This window comes from Bacillus sp. M13(2017), assembly GCF_002218325.1.
Lineage (GTDB): Bacteria > Bacillota > Bacilli > Bacillales > Bacillaceae_G > Bacillus_A > Bacillus_A thuringiensis_K.
On record NZ_KZ268529.1, the window covers coordinates 1 to 1,846 of the forward strand.

The window sequence follows — 1,846 nt, forward strand, 5'->3', positions numbered from 1 at the left end:
GATAAGCGGATTTGCCTACTTATCAGCCTAACTGCTTGGACGTGCACAACCAATCGCACGCTTCTTCTATCCTTCTGCGTCCCTCCATTGCTCAAACGATAAAGAGGTGGTACAGGAATATCAACCTGTTGTCCATCGCCTACGCCTGTCGGCCTCGGCTTAGGTCCTGACTAACCCTGAGCGGACGAGCCTTCCTCAGGAAACCTTAGGCATTCGGTGGACGGGATTCTCACCCGTCTTTCGCTACTCATACCGGCATTCTCACTTCTAAGCACTCCACCAGTCCTTCCGGTCTGACTTCACTGTCCTTAGAACGCTCCCCTACCACTGATACCATTCGGTATCAATCCGCAGCTTCGGTGGTGTATTTAGCCCCGGTACATTTTCGGCGCAGAGTCACTCGACTAGTGAGCTATTACGCACTCTTTAAATGGTGGCTGCTTCTAAGCCAACATCCTAGTTGTCTAAGCAACTCCACATCCTTTTCCACTTAATACACACTTTGGGACCTTAGCTGGCGGTCTGGGCTGTTTCCCTTTTGACTACGGATCTTATCACTCGCAGTCTGACTCCTAAGGATAAGTCATTGGCATTCGGAGTTTGACTGAATTCGGTAATCCGATGAGGACCCCTAGTCCAATCAGTGCTCTACCTCCAAGACTCTTACACTTAAGGCTAGCCCTAAAGCTATTTCGGGGAGAACCAGCTATCTCCAGGTTCGATTGGAATTTCTCCGCTACCCACACCTCATCCCCGCACTTTTCAACGTGCGTGGGTTCGGGCCTCCATTCAGTGTTACCTGAACTTCACCCTGGACATGGGTAGATCACCTGGTTTCGGGTCTACGACCACGTACTAAACGCCCTATTCAGACTCGCTTTCGCTGCGGCTCCGCCTCTTCAGCTTAACCTCGCACGGGATCGTAACTCGCCGGTTCATTCTACAAAAGGCACGCCATCACCCGTTAACGGGCTCTGACTATTTGTAGGCACACGGTTTCAGGATCTCTTTCACTCCCCTTCCGGGGTGCTTTTCACCTTTCCCTCACGGTACTGGTTCACTATCGATCACTAGGGAGTATTTAGCCTTGGGAGATGGTCCTCCCAGATTCCGACGGAATTTCACGTGTTCCGCCGTACTCAGGATACATTCAAGAGAGAACGAAGTTTCGACTACGGGGTTGTTACCCTCTACGACGGACCTTTCCAGGTCGCTTCGTCTACCTCGTTCCTTTGTAACTCCGTATAGAATGTCCTACAACCCCAAGAGGCAAGCCTCTTGGTTTGGGCTATGTTCCGTTTCGCTCGCCGCTACTCAGGAAATCGCATTTGCTTTCTCTTCCTCCAGGTACTTAGATGTTTCAGTTCCCTGGGTCTGTCTTCCTTACCCTATGTATTCAGATAAGGATACCATACCATTACGTATGGTGGGTTTCCCCATTCGGAAATCTTCGGATCAAAGCTTACTTACAGCTCCCCGAAGCATATCGGCGTTAGTCCCGTCCTTCATCGACTCCTAGTGTCAAGGCATCCACCGTGCGCCCTTTCTAACTTAACCAAACTAAAATTAAAAAATATGAGCTACAGTGTTATCTAGTTTTCAAAGAACATACCATTTGCTATTTAAAATAGCTTTTTGGTGGAGCCTAGCGGGATCGAACCGCTGACCTCCTGCGTGCAAGGCAGGCGCTCTCCCAGCTGAGCTAAGGCCCCAAAATGTATGGTGGGCCTAAATGGACTCGAACCATCGACCTCACGCTTATCAGGCGTGCGCTCTAACCAGCTGAGCTATAGGCCCATACAAATTGCAGGATTTATTTATATCATATCCTCATTTAAGAGTCAAC

Annotated in this window: 2 tRNA genes and 1 rRNA gene; all 3 read right to left on the bottom strand. The window is 49.7% G+C overall.

Annotated features, from left to right (window positions below):
- A 23S ribosomal RNA gene (locus CGQ22_RS30450) occupies positions 1-1,557 on the bottom strand; the annotation flags it as partial.
- Between the two features lie 79 nt (positions 1,558-1,636).
- Positions 1,637-1,712: transfer RNA gene (locus CGQ22_RS30455), tRNA-Ala, on the bottom strand.
- 8 nt (positions 1,713-1,720) lie between these two features.
- Positions 1,721-1,797 (bottom strand) — tRNA-Ile (locus CGQ22_RS30460).
- Positions 1,798-1,846: the final 49 nt, after the last annotated feature.